This window comes from Photobacterium aphoticum (assembly GCF_001029435.1).
Lineage (GTDB): Bacteria > Pseudomonadota > Gammaproteobacteria > Enterobacterales > Vibrionaceae > Photobacterium > Photobacterium aphoticum.
In genome coordinates this window covers 46,606-64,015 of record NZ_LDOV01000041.1, presented here as the reverse complement: position 1 = coordinate 64,015, position 17,410 = coordinate 46,606, and the positions used below count along the sequence as shown (strand labels likewise).

Genomic DNA, 17,410 nt, shown 5'->3' with positions numbered 1-17,410 from the left:
TCAGCGGTGACCGCAGGCGTGATGGCGCTGACCATTGCAGTCGGAGCCGTTGCGACCTTGGGGACGGTGTCAGTTCTGACCGCGCCTAAGGCGATGGCCTCAATCGATGTGTATGAGTTTGACAATGCTGAGCAAGAAAAAGCGTTTCAGGAATTAACCGCGACGCTACGCTGCCCGAAATGTCAAAACAACAACATTGCCGATTCTAATGCGACACTGGCGCAAGACATGCGCCAGAAAACCTACGAGTTGTTGCAGGAAGGCAAAAGCCAGCAAGATGTCGTGGATTACATGATTGCCCGTTACGGCAACTTCGTGACTTACGACCCACCGATCATGGCATCTACCTTGATCCTGTGGCTCGGTCCACTGTTGTTCATCGTGATTGGCTTTACCGTGTTGGTGATGCGTTCTCGTAAGCGCAACAACGTGACCGATACCGATGCTTTAGAGAGCGATGAGCAAGCACGTTTGCAGGCGCTGTTGGCAGAAATGAACGCGGACGATGCGCAGAAAGCAGTTAATAAGAGCAGTACTCAAAGCGACTCACAACAAGGTAAGGTGGAATAATGACAATGTTTTGGATAGTCACCACCTTACTAGTGGTGATCGCGATGGTGATCTTCGTATTGCCGATGTATCGCGGTAAAGAGCAAGATCAGGCAGCCAGCCGTGATGAGCTGAACAAAGCGTTCTTTAAAGATCGCATGGACGAGTTGAGCGAAGAGAGCAGCGAAGGCTTGGTGGAAAACCAGGACGAGTTGGTCGTTGAGCTGCAGCAGTCTTTGTTGGACGACGTACCGGCAGAAACGAAAGAGCGTAAAACCGCAGTCAGCACCGCAATGTTGCTGCCGGGTTTGATTGTCCTGATCGGCGTGACGTACGGCATGTACATGAAGTTCGGTAATCTGGACAAAGTGCAGGCATGGCAGGACACGGTACAGCGTTTGCCTGAATTGTCACAGCGCCTGATGGCTGAAGAAGGCGAAACGCCACTGAGCGATCAGGAGATGGACGATCTGACGCTGGCACTGCGTACCCGCTTACATGAAAATCCGAACGATGCGACCGGCTGGTTGTTGCTGGGCCGTATCGGCATGGCGAACCGTGACGCGAGTACCGCACAAGATGCGATGGACAAAGCCTACCGCATGGATCCGAACAACCCGGAAGTGCAGTTGAGCTACGCCCAGACACTGATGATGATTGGTGATCCGGCACAAGCGGACCGTGCGCGTCTGTTGCTGCGTACCGTGCTGCGTACCGACCACACCAACATCCGTGCTATGTCACTGCTGGCCTTTGATGCTTTTGAGCGTCAGGACTACGCACAAGCCGTTGCTTACTGGAACATGATGAAGCAGATGGTGGGTGAAGATGATCCGCGTGCCAGTATGCTGGATCGCAGTATCGCCCGTGCCCAAGCGCAGATCGACAAGTCAAAGAACACCGCAACGTCCGTCTCAGTGAACGTCGCGCTGGATCCGTCAGTGAAACTGCCGGCTCAAGGCGTGGTGATTGTCTCTGTCCATTCCGCCGATGGCGCGCCAATGCCAGTGGCGGCACGTCGTCTGCCACTGTCAGCGTTTCCGCTACAGCTGACGTTGGATGACAACGACAGCATGATCCCAGAGCGTCCGATGACCTCACTGTCAGACATGATCATTCGTGCCCGTATCGACACCGACGGCAACGTGATGACCAAAACCGGTGACTGGTATGGCGAAAGCTATGTTATCCCGCTGGGTGGTTCCACAAACATCTTGATTAACCAGCAATATTAATCGCGAAAACTGGAATGAAAGTACAAGGCTGGATACTATACTGGTATCCAGCTTTTTTTATTTTTGCATTTTATTAGGGTTATACCGGTACCTTGAGAAGGCTGGAACGAAGGCGAGATCATACAATGGACGGATCTCGACAATATTCATCACAGTGAGTGATGGGTACAACGACTTTTATGACACAGCACGTCTCGGTGTTTGAAGGGGGGAAGATTCCGCTTTAAATGATCAAGACGTGTTTTGATTTTTTTGACGGACTGTATTTTGAAACGACATCATCTTTTAACGCTGTTTACTGCGCTGGCTTTGACCGCTTGTGCAGACACGCCGCCAAGTGAAACCACTGATGTAACGCTTGTTGAGACCAATGCCTCAAGCCCAGTGGCAGCCAGCAATGTAGATCACAGCGATATTGGCCTGAACAGTGTTGCGGCAGTGAGTGAAGAACCACTTACCGAAGACAACGTGGCATTGGCTGCCGAAGACGATGATGACTTAGCCGCTGTACTGGAAGAAGTGGATGCCGGTGAAGGGGAATACGCTGTACCGGGTGTGTACGATCCGTTTGAAAGCATCAACCGCGTGATGTGGAACATCAACTACGACTACCTGGACCCATATGTGGCGCGTCCGGTATCACTGGCGTACGTCAACTATGTGCCGTCACCGGTACGTACCGGTATCCGTAACTTCATTGCCAACCTGGATGAACCAGCCAGCATGGTGAACAGCATCATCATGCTGGAAGGCGAGCAAGCGATCACTCACTTCAACCGTTTTTGGATCAACTCCACCTTTGGTTTGGCCGGCTTGATTGATATTGCCTCACTGGCAGACATCGGCAACCCGGGCGACCGCGCTTTCGGCGATGCCATGGGTTACTACGGCGTTGGTAACGGCCCATACTTCATGGTGCCGATGTACGGCCCAATCACCCTACGTGAAGGTGCCGGTGACTTGGTTGATGATCTCTACTTCCCGCTGAACCTGCTAAGCTTCTGGCAAAGCTTAGGTAAGTGGGCACTGGATGGCATGGAAAGCCGCGCCGCACTGGTCCCGCAAGAAGCGATTTTGCGTGACTCGCCGGATCCATACATCTTCACCCGCGATGCGTACATCCAAAATCAGAACTTTAAAGCCTCCGGCGGCGAAGTGGACACGCAAGAGCCAGAAAACGAAGAGTATCTGGATGATTTCATGGATGAGATTGATGGATAAACAAGATTCGAGTTCCTAGAATCTAGAACCTGGTTTCTAGATCCTGGTTCCTAGAGAAAGGGCATGTTATCTGACATGCCCTTTTCTGTATTTGATCAAACCTGCAAGCATCCTTGATATGCTTGAGGCTATCTTTAAGATAGTGATCTGCATTTTCTTCGCTTAAATAGCCAATCTCTTTGCCGAGTAGTATTTGGGTATAAAGTTCGCCGCATGACCCCTTCGCTATATAGAGAAACCGTGCCGCTTCTGCGTTGGTTTCACGTTCTTCTCCTTCAGCGATGTTAGAAGGGACTGATAACGCTGAGCGACATATTTGATCTTTGAAGCTGAAGTCCTTACACCCTCTAACATCCAGATTGATATGTTTAGCAAGCTGAAAGCTTCGCTTCCATACATCAAGTTTCTGAAATTGCATTTATTTCCTTAGAATAAGCCGTTGTTGTTCCTTTCATTCGAGCATAGGCAGCTATTAGAAGTAGTAGCAATCACAGTGATTGAGAGCAGGCTCTATACCTCTTTGATGATGTGTTTTAACAATTACATCGATTTGTGATGCGATGATTGTTAAAATTCCGATTATTCACTTTTTTCGGTGGAGAGCATTCTCAAGGACCTAGAATCGAACGCCTTGCTCTTAGTTCCTGATTTTTTTTTCTAGGTTCTAGGATCTGTGTTCTCCTCTAGGAACTGCGTTAACCATGCCCCATAAAAACACCGACATCATTAACATCTTCAACGCCACCTTTCTTGATACCTACAACACCGAATTAATTTTAGGTGGCGACGAGCCAATTTATTTTCCGGCCGATGCCGAGCATCCGCATCACCGTGTGATTTTTGCCCGTGGCTATTTTGCCTCAGCATTGCATGAATTAGCCCACTGGTGTATCGCAGGTCCACAGCGCCGTTTGCTGGAAGATTACGGTTACTGGTATGAGCCGGATGGCCGAACCGCTGAAGTGCAGGCCGAGTTTGAAAAAGTCGAAATTAAACCGCAAGCTGTCGAGTGGATCCTTGCCGCCAGCTGTGGTTTCCGCTTTCAGGTGAGCTGTGATAACCTGAGCGGCGATTGTGAGCCTGATCGTATCGGCTTCACCCGTAAAGTACGCGAGCAAGTGTTGGTGTACCTGAAAGACGGTATGCCAGAAAGAGCTAAAGATTTATCAGAAGCATTGCGAGCTCACTACGGGGTCGCGCCTTTAGTTGCTGCGATGTTTGAATAAAAAAGCGGGTGCGAGAATCGAGAAAATAGAACCAAGATCCTGGAACCTAGATCCTAAAAGCAGAAGCAAGTAAATTACGGCTAGGCTTTAGAAACTCGCGGTGAGGAATCAGGTTCCATGATCCAAACTCTATGTTCGGCTTTTTACATAATATAACAATTCTGGACTCTGACTATCCGAGAGCAGCGTTTGCTCTTCTCTAGGAACTCGGATCTAGGATCTAGGAACTTAAAAACATGATCCATCAATACGAAGAAACACTACTTACGCTGATTGACCAGATGGTGGAGACAGCGACAGATGATGAACTGTTTGCGGGCGGTTACTTGCGTGGTCACATTTCCCTGTCTGCCGCGAATTGTGAGATGGAAGGGGAGTCTTCCATTGAAGCGATGACAGCCAAAGTGGATGCCAGCCTGGTTGAGGCACAATCTGAGCTGACGCCAGCGGATCAAGTGATTGTGAAAGCGATGTGGAGCCAGTTACAACAGGCTGCGCAATAAGGGCTAACGGCCTTTAATCATCAAGCGGTTGTAAGTGGTGTATTGTGCTACTCAATGCATTCTATCAATAAATAAAAACGTTAGCCCGAAAGCTAACGTTTTTTTATTGTTTGAATGTACAGAGTTTAATTGTAGGAATAATCTGACAAATCAACGAATATTAAATCAATTGCTTGTATTTAGATATTTTCTTCTGTAATCAGAGGCTTTCGCAAATACGATTGTTGGAAATGCCACAAACAGAAAGCCAAAAGCAAAAATGAGTGCTTCATTAGCCAGTAGCTGATAACTGCTGATTACGAAAATAGAAAGCACAATCAATAGGTTAAGCGCGTGAATCGCTGGATATTTAATGGTGAATTGCGCATACGCACGAAACATATTACTACCCTCTTCCAGAGTCAAAATAGTGACAGGAAATAATTTGCGTCATGTTGTTGACATTTACTATGTCTATATAATATAGCGCAAAAAACATGAACTTGGTTTTTTATTTTTCAGTTCAATATCACAAAATGCTTATTGTAAGTGAAAGTGTGACTGTAGATTGTAAGTGAAAGTGTGACTGTAGAGGTTATGCGCGCTTAGAGGGTGTTGAAGCTTAACGTTGAACGTAAGGTGTGCTGCGACTTTAATTGTTCGGTGTTTTATATAATAAGGTTGAACGAGGAGAGTAATGGTGTGAAAGTCTTTAGAGGACATATATTTAGTATGTATGGGCATGTCCATTTGCCCTAAGATATTATGTAATAAAATTAAAGCAGTACTGCTGTTTTAGTTAGATGTATGGTTTAGGTATTTCCTTTTATATTCTGATGACTTAGCAAACAAAATAATGGGGAAAATAAAGCTAAAAATAAAGGGGAAGTAGTGATATTCATCCTCTATTAATAATTCATAACATAAAAAAACAAACGATATAAACATGAATAAAATCAGTAGGGCATGAATAAATGGGTGTGACTTTGAAAAGATGGCATATAAGCGAAACAAAATATGACCTCGTTTTTAATGCTGTTGTGGTTGCAAAAAATTGAAATATTGAAAGGGGTTTATAGTCTATTCTATCAAAGATAAATGCGGCTTTAAGGCCGCATTTAAAATATAATAATTATATTATGCGTTATATTTTCTTACTGTGTGGCGAATCAAAACGATAGCAACACCGAGCATTCCGCCTAACAACACACCTAGAACCGTGATTAATGCTCGCTTCGGTTTATCTCTTGATAATGGCATTGCAATTTCATCAATATATCTTACTGATTGAAAATGAATGTCTTTATCAATACCGGTGTTTTTAGACAAGAAATCCAGTTTTGAAGTGACAGTGATTAAGTCTGGCTCAAAAAGAGTTAGATCTTTCAAATTATTTAGGGCATCAAGCTTGGCTTTGTTTGCATTTTCACCCAATGCGACATCAAACAAGTCATTGTTATTATTGTAATTGGCTAAAGGTTGCTTGAGTTGTGCGTTCGCAGTAATTTGCAATGCAATACTGGCTTTCGATTTCTCAAGCATTAAGCTTCTTTGTGCTTTATTTGAAAGCATGTCATATTGTGCCGTAAGTTCTCGTGTGTAACCATTAATAATACTGTTGATACTGGAAATCGTTTCATTATTTACTAAATTATGAATATAGGAACTATAGGCTTTAAGTAGTTGGTAGCTGGTTTCCTGAGAATAACTATTAAATGACAATGTGTAAAAGTCAGCTTTTGTGCCGCGTTTAGCGTTTGATGTGGCACTGATATTTTCGGACCAATCATGTAGTGCACGGGTTATCGCTTCGTCATTCAGTTTTTTTTCAGCTACATAGTTTTGAAAAAGAGCATTCTGAGTGAGGAAATGCTCTTTGTTAATGGATGAATTGTAAGCATCAATGAAGTGATGGAACAATGTTGATGCTTGAACTTCCTTTATCAGGATAGCACTAATATTTGCTTGACTCTCATTTTCATTGTCATTCGTAAAGACAGGCGTAAAGGCATTAACCGTAGTACTGAGTTCGGTGTAGTCATTGGTTTTTGCTTCGATAATACGTGCTTTCGCTGTCCATACTTCAGGCGCCCATAAAGCATAACCGACCGCAATGAGGCCACATAAGACAGTAGAAAGTAAGATAGTCAGTTTGCCTTGCCAAAGTGTTTTGACTAACTCAACAAGATCGATCTCATCATTTTGATAATGAGGTGGGTATGGCACCGCCATATTGGATTGTTGTGCGTGTAAGGCAAGGTCATGTTGTGGTGTTTTATTGTTCACTAAGTACGTCCTACATGTGAAATCTATATAGCTAACGCAAAAAACAATGGTTTACTGCATTGATTAAAACTTGTCAGCGTGTTGAAAACTAATGAAATGGCTAAGTTTAGCTAGGGCAAAACTATAAATACAATAACTGATTATAAACAGGGCGAACATAATGTATTCTGGGGTTTGTGCATACTCCCCATACATACCAAATCCGGCAAAAGCAATGGCTAACCCGTTGATTGTGATGAGCGTTTGATTGGCATTGAGCCCTATTTTTTGAAATAAATGGTGTAAGTGTTCGCGATCAGGGGAAAATGGCGATACACCTCGCTTTACACGTCGGGTGATGATAGCTGCCATATCCATCAAGGGAATGGCAATTAACCATAGCGCAGTAACAGGGCGTAGTGGTGAAACACTATCATTTTGACTGGCGAGTAACAACATCCAGATGATGGTGAAGCCAATCAACATACTGCCTGCGTCTCCCATGAATACTTTACGCTTTTTGCCGAGCCAGCCCAGATTAAACATGACATAGGGCAAAATCGCTACAACGACGATAAGTAAAGCATAAGCAAGTGATGTCTGGTTATCAAAATAGAGAATGATTGCTAAGCTGGAAAATGAAATCATTGACAAACCACCAAGGAGTCCGTCGATACCGTCAACCATGTTAAAAGCATTGATAGCACCGATAACAGCCAGGATGGTGATGATGTATCCCCAGTTTCCTAGAAATATTTCCCCTGTACCGAACATATTGCCTAAGGTGTGCAACTCAATTTGAGCGAAGTACATCATCCCTACAGATAGAGCGGCCTGTATAACCATTCGGATGCTAGCTCTGATCTCGAATTTATCATCAAGTGCGCCAATAAGGGTTAACAGACTGATGCAAAGAAGGAAAAGATCAGTATGTTCAAATAAGTTTTTATAATAAAAATATTGAGTTAGGGTTAACCATACCGCAATACCTCCTACGAGAGGGGTTGGGACCATGTGGCATTTGCGATTGTTAGGGATATCGACCAAACCAATGCGCTTTGCCAATTTTCTTAGAAGAAACAGAGCTGTAAGCGATGAAAAGAACACAAAGAAAAGGTCAATAACCATACATTTTCTACAGCATAAAATAAAAGTGACTAAACATTATACGTGAAACACGACAGTGTCGCATCTTTTGTCTATCAATTTAATACGATTATGGCACAACAGTTTGATTGTTGGTGTTTTTTTGAACGAGTGACTTCACATTTTTTGCTTTATGTTGATTTTATGTAAAGGATTTGATTTATCAATCTATGTAATGCATGGTGCGAGAGGTCTTATTAGATACTATTCTTTTTTTATTCAAGTGTTTGTTTTTAAATGGTTAAATTTGGTTTTTCGAGTTTAAAGTCTCAATGCTGTACCTGTAGAATAGAACAGATATGGAATTTAAATTTACGTGCTAGAGGAAAGAAATTGACTTCTAAATAATATACTAACTTGATGGTGACTGTTATTGTGATCTTCTTGTTATTGTTTTATGTTATTGATTTTTAATGTTTTTTTGTGTATTTCTGGCAAGGGTTAATATGGTTGTCCTTGTCAATGGTTAAAGGACGCGAAATGGATGTTTAATAAGATTTTGGTTGTATGTGTGGGAAATATCTGTCGTTCACCTTCTGGTGAGTATCTGCTTAAGCATCATCTCCCCCACAAGCACATCGCCTCTGCCGGCGTTGGTGCACTGGTGGGCAAACCCGCTGACAAAATGGCTGCGATGGTTGCCCAAGAACATGGTATCAGTCTGGATGGGCATGTGGCTCAACAGCTAACCAGTGAACTATGCAAAGAGTATGACTTGATCCTTGTCATGGAAAAAGGTCACATTGAAGCGGTGACTGGTATTGCGCCGGAAGCGCGGGGTAAAACCATGTTGTTCGGTCAATGGATTGGGCAAAAAGACATTCCCGATCCTTATCGTCAAAGTCGTGAAGCCTTTGATTTTGCCTATCAATTGATTGATGAGTCAGCCCAAGCGTGGGCTAAGAAGCTTTAAACGTCATTTTCAAGGCTCATTATTCGTTAAAAATAGCAGCAAATAACTTGCTGCTTTTTTTACGTTGCGTTTGCTCTCGTAAACTGAGTACTCAAAAAACGCAAAGGTTGTGTTTTGATCAGTTTGTTTTCCTCTTGAACCATTCAATGTTTATAGCAATATTAAACGTCAATTTATGCCCGAACGGTTATGCTTGAAACTTACCATCATTCAGAGACAAGCAATGGATATGCTATCGGTCAGTTTCAAAAAGTTCAGAGAGCTCTATTCTGTGCTTCGTTCTATCAAATAAGTATGCTTCTGCAGTGATTTATAGCGATTTAGTCATTGATGACTAAAGAGAATATTGCACAGTCATCATTAATTTGTGCTTTTTAACTATAGATAAAAAGTTGACTTTCACCAGAAAAGTTTGATGTGTTAAATGTGTTCTATCTGAGTGATTCTGTACATTGCGGTTGTTACTATTTTCGTGAAGTGGGTCGTGCAAACCAGCAATCCTCTTTAGGCGAGAAGGGGATTTTGCCATGATGCCCACATTCATTATCTGAGGATTCTTACGTGCAGATTTTTCATCATGGTGCCTATGAAGGCGTGACAGGTTCATGTCATGAACTTCGTTGGAAAGAATATGGCATTCTGGTTGATTGTGGTCTTTTTCAAGGTGCAGAAGCACACAAGCCACTGAATATTGAGTTCTCGATTACGCACATTCAGGCATTGTTATTGACACATTGCCACATAGATCACATCGGTCGTATTCCATGGCTGTTAGCAGCAGGCTTTCGTGGGCCTATTTATGCCACGGAAGCGACGGCTGCCTTGTTACCCCTGATGTTGGATGATGGATTAAAGATCCAACTGAATCTCAATCATGCGCAGCGTCAGCAGTTTATCTCATTAGTCAATTCGCTGTTAAGGCCAGTGCCGTTTGACTGTTTAGCCCCGATCACACTGCCTTCTGGGGAACGCATTAAATGTTATTTTCGTCAAGCGGGTCACATATTGGGATCGGCTTACATTGAGTTAGAGTTACCAGATGGACATAAGGTGGTGTTTTCTGGGGATCTTGGTCCGTCAAATACCCCATTGCTCGTTGATCCTTGTTCCCCGAAAAAAGCGGATACGTTAGTGCTGGAAAGTACATACGGTGATCGTGTGCATGATCGGAAAACAGACAGAAACACCAAGTTGATGCAAATTATCAGTCGTTCGCTGCAAAATGGTGGTGTCATTTTGATCCCGGCATTCAGTGTGGGTCGAACACAAGAGTTGTTGTTTGATATCGAAACCATCATGGCGGAGAGTTGTTTTCTGGCTGATGTGGACAACGAAGATTTTGCGCCGATCAAATGGCAAAATATTCCGGTGATTTTAGATTCGCCATTAGCATCGCAAATCACCCAACAATATACCCATTTTCAGCGGCTTTGGGCCAAAGAGGCCAAACAGAAGATGACATTAGGGCGGCACCCTCTGTCATTTTCACAATGTGTGACGGTGGAATCGCATTACGATCACGAAGAGCTGGTGAGACGCTTGCAGTCAACCGGTGAACCCGCGATTGTGGTGGCAGCCAGTGGCATGTGTACCGGCGGGCGTATCTTGAACTATCTCAAAGCGTTATTGCCGGATGCGAGAACAGACGTGGTGATGGTTGGGTATCAAGCACAAGGTACGTTAGGACAGCGTTTGTTAGCGGGTGAAACGAGTGTGGATATTCAGCAAACCCACGTTCAGGTCGCGGCGCAGATCCATGAATTGTCTGGATATTCCGCGCATGCTGATCAGGCTGAATTGTGCCAGTTTGTGTCCAATATTGATTGCGGTCCGTCAACGATTTATCTTGTACATGGCGATGAACGGGCACAAGCGTGTTTAGCTGCTCGCTTAAAAGCGGTTAAGCCGGAATGCGATATAAAATTGGCTGCGCGAGTGAACAAAGTGTGCAATAGCGAGACGTTAAGTTAAATCTTAACGTTTCGTTCAAGCCAATCTTCAGACTCGTTTGATGGCTTTGATGCCTGCATTGTACTTTTTTTGTCCTTTTTCTTCAGTGAGATCTATCGTTAATAACAGCAATACCATTGATTTTGTTTACTCCGGTCAACATTACGCAAGGGTATTTTGTTATTATTCACGGATACGATTGATTTTGAGGTTAAGTGATGAAGATTACAGTTGCAGGTACAGGTTATGTCGGCCTTTCTAATGCTGTGTTGTTAGCCCAGCATAATGACGTGTATGCGCTGGATATTGTGCAGGAGAAAGTGGATCTTATTCAGCGTCGCTTGTCTCCGATTGAAGATAAAGAAATCTCCGATTATCTGGCCAATAAACCGCTTAATCTGACCGCGACCACAGACAAACAATTGGCCTATCAAGGGGCTGATTTTGTCATTATTGCCACGCCGACCGATTACGACCCGATCACCAATTACTTCAATACCGCGTCGGTAGAAGCGGTGATCAAAGATGTGATGGCCATTAACCCACAAGCGGTTATGGTGATTAAATCGACGGTGCCTGTGGGTTATACCCAACGCGTGAAAGAAGAGTTCGGCTGTGACAACATCTTGTTCTCGCCAGAGTTTTTGCGTGAAGGGCGTGCCTTGTTCGATAATTTGCATCCTTCTCGTATTATCGTGGGTGAGAAATCTGAACGCGCAGAAACATTTGCGAGCCTGTTACTACAAGGTGCAGAGAAGCAGGATGTCCCTGTGCTGTTTACGGATTCAACCGAAGCGGAAGCGGTCAAACTGTTCTCAAATACCTATCTTGCCATGCGTGTGGCGTACTTCAATGAGTTGGATTCGTACGCTGAAGCAAATGGCTTAGATAGCCGTCAGATCATTGAAGGGGTTGGGCTTGATCCTCGCATTGGTAATCATTACAACAACCCATCATTTGGCTACGGCGGTTACTGCCTACCGAAAGATACCAAGCAGCTATTGGCGAATTATCACAAGGTACCAAATAACATCATTGGTGCGATTGTGGATGCGAACCGTACCCGTAAAGACTTTATCGCGGACTCGATTATCGCTAAGAAACCGAAGGTCGTGGGTGTGTACCGTTTGATCATGAAAGCCGGATCGGACAACTTCCGCGCCTCGTCCATTCAGGGGATCATGAAGCGTATTAAAGCAAAAGGGATCCCGGTGGTGGTGTATGAACCTGTGCTGAAAGAGTCGGCGTTCTTCCAATCTGAAGTGATCACCGATCTTGAGGCGTTTAAGAAAATGTCAGATGTGATTGTGTCTAACCGCATGGCGGAAGAACTTGAAGATGTGGCGGATAAAGTCTATACCCGTGATTTGTTTGGCGCGGATTAAAGCGACGGCCTGAACGCATATTTGAAACGATAAAAAATGCCGTGATGTATGATTGCATCACGGCGTTTTTATTGGCTTTTTACTCGCAGATATTGACTCATCAGTGTGCTGAAGAGTCAATATCTGAAGTTGGCTGAGTGCTTGTTGAGAACTTGATGAGAACTCGTCAGTTGAGGGCTTTGCGCCCGTACCATGGGGAACGTGCATCCGTCACACTATACAACTGGTACTTACGGTTGAGCATCTGGCCACCGTCGCGAGACAGCGGTAGCCAAGAAATCGTCGCCCGGTTGGTACTTGGCTTCACAGTCATCACATCAAACGGGATCGAGATGTAGAAGCCTTTGTTGAAGCTGCCTTCACCAAACTCTTCCGCCGACAGATCCGTTTTCGCGACAAAGGCACCGGCAATCACACCACTGTCAAATTGTTTTGAGAAATCGATGGTGACACCGATGTCTTCCGTCAAGTAACGGCCGGCGCTCACTTTCAGCAAAGTATTCGGTAACCAAGACCAGTCAGGCTGGTAATACGCGGTCGCATGACCGGTCAACGCCCCCGTTTGTACTCGGTAGTTTCTGCCGGTGAGCGGATCAAACTGGACTTCTTCAGTGAAGAAACCAAACTGCGATTCAGGATCACGCTGTACCACGTAGTTTGCATCGATACCGAATGCCCAATTGCTACCTAGCGGGCGGTATAAAATCTCACTGCCCACACCACCGAACATCATTTCCAAGTAGCCACCATAAGCTTGGGCGTACCAGTTATCCGCCAGCTTATCCATCCAGGTCAGTTGCAGATTGTTCATTCGAATAGGGTTGTCATTGATGTATTGACGCACCAACGTACGGACACGTTTCAAATCTGTACCGTCAGGCGGTACTTCATACAGGAACTTATCGTAGTTATCGTAGATATTCAGGTAGAGAGAGCCGCCTAACTCGACGTGATCGCTAAACCAATAATTCGCCCCGGCAGAAATACCGATGTTAAACAGGTAGAAATCTTCCGAGCCACCGAATGACTGTTGCAACGTTGGCGAGACACTCACATCCCAGTCTTTGTGGGATTTGGCGTACAGTTTTCCGCGAGGAGAATGCGTTTCCACCTCGGTCGTCGCATCCGCCATGTGGGTATTGAATCCGCGATAGTCCGCCACATCGGCAAACTTGTCACTGTCGATGTGGGTTTCTGTCACCGGTTGACTGTTATTGGTTTCGATAATGCGGTACGTGTCTACTGTTGGCCCTTGGTTCGCCAACAGGGTGCCTGCACGGCGCTGTGCTTCTTCGCGATCGCGGTACTTGCTTTGCGACGCAACGACCGTGATGCTGGAGTCATCGGCATACAAGGCGGGATCTTTGTATCCGGCAATTTGATGCAAATCTTGTGCTAATTGCTCCCACTGGGCGGGTGTGAGTTCACTGGCTGATTGTGATGTGCGTTTATTGGCCTCATACGTCGGCAACGGTTCATCCTGCCACATGGCCTTCATATCATTGAAGTTGGTATTGAGGGTGAAGCCCAGTGTCCAGGTTGTTCCACGCTCATAACTTAAACGAATGTCACCCCATTGCCCTAAGCGGTATAGCGCGCCGTAGTTGAATTTGCTGTCTTGTGACATATCAATGCCGTTTGGACGGTTAACCGGGAAGTCACTGGTATAATCGTTGCCGTCGTACTCGACTTTCAGGCGCAATGGCGCCCATGGGCTTTGGTATTCCACCCCGCCAAAGACGGCACTACACCCGGTGAACCAGCGGTCAAAATCAATGCTGCCGCCTTTACCTTTGAAACCGGTATTTCGATCACAATCGACGGCTTGTGATTTATCTCCAGTCAAGTTGCCGCTGTTGCCAATATAGCCCCAACCGACACCCAGCGTAAAATCGAACGGGCCGACATGTTTACTGGCGGCAATGAATTCACCATCAAATAAACCGGTACCACCGAAATCACGTACACCAATAGACGTTTCTGGCAGCCAGTAGCTCTCTTCTAACAAGCGAACTTTAAAATCGATGCCTTTATCGGTGTATTTTGTATCACCACTGAAATTCGGATCACCACTGTAGAGCAGATCTTGCACCAGCGTGTAACGGATGGTGGTTTCTAACCAAGGTAAAAGTTGGAGTGATACCGTGTAGTGGTGGTATTCATCATTGAAGGTGCCGCCCACACTGAGTTCGCCTTCTTTGGTAACACGGCCAGAGGGCATTTGCATTAAGCCCACGCCACCAAAATCAGACTGCGATGGGACAAATTCAGGGTAATCGAACGTATCCGCAGACGCTTGCCACACTGGGAGCATGGCTAAGGTGAGGGCGGATAACGACGTTTTTAGTACTGGGTGCATCACTGGGCCCGGTTCCTTAGTAAGTTAACGATCTCGTCATTGAGTGAGGCGGCCTCTCGGGGTAAATCCGCAAAAGGGAGATACACGGTTGCGCCAGGTGCAATATCACGATGCTGGTGGTTCCAGTAGGCAAAAGTGTGCGTTTCAACGGTGCCATCCGGCTGGATCACGATAGCGTCACTGTTATTGGCTTGTGTCATGCCGTAAGACGCCACACGGGCTTGGTCAAAATAAGCGTCAACGGATTGGCGAGGCTGCCACGGGAAAAAGCCCGGTTGTTGTACGGCACCCAGCACTAACACCTGTGTGGGTTTGGGAGGCAATACCAGTGTGACGGATTGATTCACCAATGGGTTGGCGCTGGCATCAATACGCACGGCATCGTAGTCCAGTGAGGTGAAAATACGCTCGCCAATCGGCAGTACACTCAATTGTTGTTTCAGCGCGGTGAAGACACGGGCTTCGTCGGTATCGCTGTCGGCAATTAATGTCGAAAGTGCATCGATGACGGCCGATTTATCTGGATGCGGAAACCTGGTAAACAAACTTGCAGCTGGCCAATAAAGGGTTTGATTACTGACAGCAGTGCCATTATGTATGGCGGGAACAGGCAGTTGCGTTAAATGTTGTAACGTATCACTGAGTACTTGTTCGAGACGAACAGGGGCAGGATACGAGAATTGTAGCGCTTGCGGTGCAGTTTGCGTTGTCTTATCGGTATTCAGTGAATAGGTCGCACTGATATTGACGGGCGATTGCGCATGCACAAACGGCGACAATCCAGCGCCTAGTATCGCGAGCGCCATGATCACAGGCGCAGCCGCGAGTGTTAGGGGTGAAAATCGCAGTGTCATTGTACTTGTCCTGGTCCTTGGCTCATGGATGAAAAGGGTTTGAGGATGGTCATCTCGACATACGATAAGTCGGGGGCCAGTTTCTGGCGAGATTTCACCACTTGGCCATTGTCAGGACGTAGCCAAAATGTGTTGGTGTACGTGACATCCAAAGCTGGAACAGAGACTTCCTCGGTAAAATGGAGGGTTTCAACGGGTTGCTGATTCACCAAAATGATTTGATTATCTTGCTGGTAAAAGTGAGAGATGGCTTGATACCCACTGTGAAACCCCGGTTGCCAATCAAGTTGACGCTGCCATGAACGCGGTGTACCCGCCAAATGCAGGCCAAGTTGTAGCGGATCAGTTTCAGAGCTGTGCAGTGACACCAAATTACCCAGCGGTAAATTCAAGGTTTTCACTAATCGACCCGATTGGGTTTGTAACATCCCCTTGTCGGACGACAGCCACTTTAGAACGATAGGCGAAGTACTGTTCGTCGACGTTGTGCTCACAGACGTCGCATTTTGGTAAGCCGCTTTGCCCCAAACCGGCGTCGATTCAGCAAGGGCTAATACCATAAAAGCTTGTGGGCCATTGTCGATACTGGCGTATAAACTGGCATAAGGCAGGTTGTTGATATCATCTTGGCTTAACGTAACATCGGCATTACCAAACAAGGCGAGTTGCATGGTGTCGTTGACGTCGTTAAATTTTTGGCTGCAGCCGGTGAGCATGAGAGGGAGAGAGAGTAAGCAGCTCCCCAAAAGTAATCGGTAGCGTCGAGAACGGCTTACCGAAAAGAACATGGACGGTTTCGTGGGCATCCTGGCGACTCACTTCCTGAATTGATACAGATAAAACAAACACAACAACGCCGAGTGCATGCACCCAGCGTGAAAAATTAACCACATTTTCTTTAGCCAATCACTAAAGAGTGAGCCGAATTGCCAGAAAGAAAATGGCAGAGTCGGCTCACAGCAGTTATGGGTTATCTGTGTAAAGCACAGATAGCATCCCGTTCAGAACAGAGCGTAATTAGCCCTGTGCAGAAACAGATGTGGTGTTGTTGTTGTCGTTGTTGCTTGAATCGGCAACGGCAACTGCGCCTACCGCTACTGCTGCGCCTACTGCAACGGTAGTTGCGGTAATACCGCCAGCCGCTGCTGCTGTTGCGCCTGCGGTACCTGCTGCTGTGCCCGCAGTGGTTGTTGCAGTAGTGGTTGCTGCTGTTGCAGACGTGGTTGATGCGCTACCCGCTGCACCTGCGGTCGTTTCAGTGGCTGCAAATGCAGAACCTGCCATAGACATTGCTGCTAGCAATGCAATTGTCGTTTTTTTCATCCTAATTCCCTTATTGTTGTATAGCGTTAAAAATGCAGCTGTGTGAAAAATGAACAGTGCAAGTCAAAAAAGCAAAGTCTGCTTTTTATGCAATGATATGGCTGTACTGGATAATCCGCAATCTATCGATGAGCAAATCATAGAATATAATTGCGTGATTTTTGTTTGTTTTTGGGCATTATGGGTTAATTGTGTCGATATTGACCCGTAATTGTAGTGAGGTGCTTCGGGGTGAATAACAGCTGTTTTTGATTGAACTGAGAGGTGCCCCCTTCATTTGTGTTGTGACGAGATGATGCATTCTTCATGTTTTTCAATAATCACAATTAGTTATGGTGTTTTGAGTGTGCGGAGGAAGAGAGTAAGTGTCGAAATGCATATTCCTATCAAGATAAAATAGGTGTAAAATCAGAAAGTAAAAATAGGGATGTTTTCAAGATATGAGAGATACCTATTGGAAGTGAAGCACAAACAATAGTGTAATGTGGTGATTAAATTATAC

Annotated in this window: 15 protein-coding genes; 8 read left to right on the top strand and 7 right to left on the bottom strand. The window is 45.5% G+C overall.

Going from position 1 to position 17,410, the window contains the following annotated elements; translation table 11 throughout:
- The first annotated feature begins 21 nt into the window (after positions 1 to 21).
- The 3 genes from ABT58_RS20355 (at position 22) to ABT58_RS20345 (ending at position 3,005) form a co-directional block, all read left to right on the top strand.
- Entirely contained in the window at positions 22 to 570 is a 549-nt protein-coding gene (locus ABT58_RS20355; RefSeq protein WP_268248388.1) for a cytochrome c-type biogenesis protein, read from the top strand.
- Positions 570 to 1,784, top strand: a complete 1,215-nt coding sequence (gene ccmI, locus ABT58_RS20350; protein ID WP_047876277.1) for a c-type cytochrome biogenesis protein CcmI — start codon at positions 570 to 572, stop codon at positions 1,782 to 1,784. The genes ABT58_RS20355 and ccmI overlap by 1 nt, the downstream gene beginning before the upstream one ends.
- A 468-nt stretch (positions 1,785 to 2,252) precedes the next feature.
- Positions 2,253 to 3,005 carry an MlaA family lipoprotein gene (locus ABT58_RS20345; RefSeq protein WP_047876300.1) on the top strand — a complete coding sequence of 251 codons (753 nt, stop codon included), beginning with the start codon at positions 2,253 to 2,255 and terminating at the stop codon, positions 3,003 to 3,005.
- Between the two features lie 22 nt (positions 3,006 to 3,027).
- Here the strand turns inward: ABT58_RS20345 and ABT58_RS20340 are convergent, their stop codons facing one another.
- The gene (locus tag ABT58_RS20340) at positions 3,028 to 3,423 is read right to left on the bottom strand and encodes a four helix bundle protein (RefSeq protein WP_229821605.1); all 396 of its coding nucleotides are present in this window, start codon (positions 3,421 to 3,423) and stop codon (positions 3,028 to 3,030) included.
- Positions 3,424 to 3,706: 283 nt separating this feature from the next.
- On the opposite strand from ABT58_RS20340, the gene ABT58_RS20335 reads away from it, so the two are divergent.
- Both ABT58_RS20335 and ABT58_RS20330 read left to right on the top strand, forming a co-directional pair.
- Entirely contained in the window at positions 3,707 to 4,231 is a 525-nt protein-coding gene (locus ABT58_RS20335; protein WP_047876276.1) for an elongation factor P hydroxylase, read from the top strand.
- A 236-nt stretch (positions 4,232 to 4,467) separates the two neighbouring features.
- A complete protein-coding gene (locus ABT58_RS20330) occupies positions 4,468 to 4,734 on the top strand; it encodes a YfcL family protein (protein WP_047876275.1) in 267 nt (88 codons plus the stop codon).
- A 1,116-nt stretch (positions 4,735 to 5,850) separates the two neighbouring features.
- Here the strand turns inward: ABT58_RS20330 and ABT58_RS20320 are convergent.
- Positions 5,851 to 6,999, bottom strand: coding sequence for a Wzz/FepE/Etk N-terminal domain-containing protein (locus ABT58_RS20320; protein ID WP_047876273.1), 1,149 nt, complete (start codon positions 6,997 to 6,999; stop codon positions 5,851 to 5,853).
- A gap of 63 nt (positions 7,000 to 7,062) precedes the next feature.
- Positions 7,063 to 8,106 carry a UDP-N-acetylglucosamine--undecaprenyl-phosphate N-acetylglucosaminephosphotransferase gene (gene wecA / locus ABT58_RS20315; RefSeq protein ID WP_047876272.1) on the bottom strand — a complete coding sequence of 348 codons (1,044 nt, stop codon included), beginning with the start codon at positions 8,104 to 8,106 and terminating at the stop codon, positions 7,063 to 7,065.
- A 502-nt stretch (positions 8,107 to 8,608) separates the two neighbouring features.
- Between wecA and ABT58_RS20310 the strand changes: the two genes are divergently transcribed.
- From ABT58_RS20310 to ABT58_RS20300, 3 genes are all read left to right on the top strand, one after another.
- Complete coding sequence (locus ABT58_RS20310) at positions 8,609 to 9,037, top strand: arsenate reductase/protein-tyrosine-phosphatase family protein (RefSeq protein WP_047876271.1); 429 nt, start codon at positions 8,609 to 8,611, stop codon at positions 9,035 to 9,037.
- Positions 9,038 to 9,598: 561 nt separating this feature from the next.
- A complete protein-coding gene (locus ABT58_RS20305) occupies positions 9,599 to 11,008 on the top strand; it encodes an MBL fold metallo-hydrolase RNA specificity domain-containing protein (RefSeq protein WP_047876270.1) in 1,410 nt (469 codons plus the stop codon).
- 197 nt (positions 11,009 to 11,205) lie between these two features.
- A complete protein-coding gene (locus tag ABT58_RS20300; protein ID WP_047876269.1) occupies positions 11,206 to 12,372 on the top strand; it encodes a nucleotide sugar dehydrogenase in 1,167 nt (388 codons plus the stop codon).
- Positions 12,373 to 12,538: 166 nt separating this feature from the next.
- On the opposite strand, the gene ABT58_RS20295 is transcribed toward ABT58_RS20300, so the two are convergent.
- From ABT58_RS20295 to ABT58_RS20280, 4 genes are all read right to left on the bottom strand, one after another.
- Positions 12,539 to 14,731, bottom strand: a complete 2,193-nt coding sequence (locus tag ABT58_RS20295) for a YjbH domain-containing protein (protein WP_047876268.1) — start codon at positions 14,729 to 14,731, stop codon at positions 12,539 to 12,541.
- On the bottom strand, positions 14,731 to 15,585 hold the full coding sequence (locus ABT58_RS20290) for a capsule biosynthesis GfcC family protein (protein WP_053063150.1): 855 nt from the start codon (positions 15,583 to 15,585) through the stop codon (positions 14,731 to 14,733). The genes ABT58_RS20295 and ABT58_RS20290 overlap by 1 nt, the downstream gene beginning before the upstream one ends.
- The gene (locus ABT58_RS20285) at positions 15,582 to 16,391 is read right to left on the bottom strand and encodes a YjbF family lipoprotein (protein ID WP_229821603.1); all 810 of its coding nucleotides are present in this window, start codon (positions 16,389 to 16,391) and stop codon (positions 15,582 to 15,584) included. The genes ABT58_RS20290 and ABT58_RS20285 overlap by 4 nt, the downstream gene beginning before the upstream one ends.
- A gap of 211 nt (positions 16,392 to 16,602) precedes the next feature.
- Positions 16,603 to 16,908: a hypothetical protein gene (locus tag ABT58_RS20280; RefSeq protein WP_047876266.1), complete on the bottom strand. Its 306-nt coding sequence runs from the start codon at positions 16,906 to 16,908 to the stop codon at positions 16,603 to 16,605.
- Positions 16,909 to 17,410: the final 502 nt, after the last annotated feature.

Coding starts and splice junctions, on each gene's coding strand:
- ABT58_RS20310 (WP_047876271.1), top strand. CDS start 8,609: ATGTTTAATAAGATTTTGGTTGTATGTGTGGGAAATATCTGTCGTTCA.
- ABT58_RS20335 (WP_047876276.1), top strand. CDS start 3,707: ATGCCCCATAAAAACACCGACATCATTAACATCTTCAACGCCACCTTT.
- wecA (WP_047876272.1), bottom strand. CDS start 8,106: ATGGTTATTGACCTTTTCTTTGTGTTCTTTTCATCGCTTACAGCTCTG.
- ABT58_RS20290 (WP_053063150.1), bottom strand. CDS start 15,585: ATGACACTGCGATTTTCACCCCTAACACTCGCGGCTGCGCCTGTGATC.
- ccmI (WP_047876277.1), top strand. CDS start 570: ATGACAATGTTTTGGATAGTCACCACCTTACTAGTGGTGATCGCGATG.
- ABT58_RS20295 (WP_047876268.1), bottom strand. CDS start 14,731: ATGCACCCAGTACTAAAAACGTCGTTATCCGCCCTCACCTTAGCCATG.
- ABT58_RS20300 (WP_047876269.1), top strand. CDS start 11,206: ATGAAGATTACAGTTGCAGGTACAGGTTATGTCGGCCTTTCTAATGCT.
- ABT58_RS20330 (WP_047876275.1), top strand. CDS start 4,468: ATGATCCATCAATACGAAGAAACACTACTTACGCTGATTGACCAGATG.
- ABT58_RS20340 (WP_229821605.1), bottom strand. CDS start 3,423: ATGCAATTTCAGAAACTTGATGTATGGAAGCGAAGCTTTCAGCTTGCT.
- ABT58_RS20355 (WP_268248388.1), top strand. CDS start 22: ATGGCGCTGACCATTGCAGTCGGAGCCGTTGCGACCTTGGGGACGGTG.
- ABT58_RS20285 (WP_229821603.1), bottom strand. CDS start 16,391: ATGCCCACGAAACCGTCCATGTTCTTTTCGGTAAGCCGTTCTCGACGC.
- ABT58_RS20280 (WP_047876266.1), bottom strand. CDS start 16,908: ATGAAAAAAACGACAATTGCATTGCTAGCAGCAATGTCTATGGCAGGT.